Raw genomic sequence first — 1,209 nt, forward strand, 5'->3', positions numbered from 1 at the left:
GACTGGATTGTTTCACGAACCACGCATTTAATTTCAAACCTAGTTGCTCAAGGGAAATGCAAAGCGATCGTGATTGCTTGTAACACCATGACGGCCGTAGCGGTTGAAACGATTAGAGCGCAAATTAATGTGCCACTTATTGCAATAGAACCCGCCGTAAAACCGGCAGTAGCAATCACTCAAAGTAAGCATATTGCGGTTTTGGCAACTGCCACCACGGTAAAGGGTAAAAATTTAAAAAGTTTAATTGAAACGTATGCGCAAGATATTAAAGTGTCTTTAGTGCCTTGTATTGGCTTAGCTGAAAAAATCGAAACGGGCAAAGCACATACCGCGGAAGTTAAAGATTATTTAAAAAATATTTTGGCGCCGTTGGTCGAGCAAAAAGTCGATACGATTATTTTAGGATGCACACACTATCCATTTGTTTCAGATACGATTCAGGAAATTGTAGGCCGTGATATTCAAATTATTGAGCCTTCGGAAGCTGTGACAGCGCAATTAATACGGCAGCTCAATCAATATCATTTAAGTTCTGAAAGTCCAAATGAGGGAAATCATATTATTTGGACCAGTTCAGACCCGTTGGAAGTTGCGGATGTTACTTTTTCTTTGTTATCTGAGAAATTGTCTGTAAAAGCTGTAGAGCTATAAAAAGCCCAATAGGCAATTAATGCATATCGGGCTTAATAAATCAGTTATTAAAGCAGGTGATGCCTTAATAATGATCTTTTTTGAATTACTCTACAGTTACTGACTTCGCCAAGTTACGTGGCTGGTCAACGTCTGTACCACGTAATACAGCAACGTGATAAGACAACAACTGAACTGGTACGCTATAAATGATTGGTGCAAGCCATTCGTTTACTGCTGGAATTTGTACAACGTGTTGACGATCTTTTTCGACTACACCGCTATTTTCATCAGCAAAAACGAATAACTCACCGCCACGCGCCTGAACTTCTTCCATATTCGACTTAAGCTTATCAAGCATTTCGTCATTTGGCGCAAGAATCACGATTGGCATTTCAGTATCAACAAGTGCCAATGGGCCATGTTTTAACTCACCAGCCGCATAACCTTCTGCGTGAATATATGAAATTTCTTTAAGCTTTAATGCACCTTCCAAAGCGATTGGATAGTGTGTGCCACGGCCTAAGAATAAACAGTGTTGTTTTTCAACGAACAATTCAGACAAACGCAAAATTT

The 1,209-nt window shown here is 39.7% G+C and carries 2 protein-coding genes; one reads left to right on the forward strand and one right to left on the reverse strand.

All coding sequences use genetic code 11. From position 1 onward, the window contains the following. A partial coding sequence (locus VXQ92_RS19280) for a glutamate racemase (protein ID WP_416682884.1) occupies positions 1-654 on the forward strand: 654 nt, incomplete at its 5' end. Positions 655-739: 85 nt separating this feature from the next. Here VXQ92_RS19280 and VXQ92_RS19285 read toward each other — a convergent pair. After that, positions 740-1,209, reverse strand: a 470-nt coding sequence (locus VXQ92_RS19285; protein WP_416682885.1) for an SIS domain-containing protein, incomplete at its 5' end; no start/stop codon positions are given.

It is taken from the genome of Acinetobacter sp. 228, assembly GCF_048147885.1.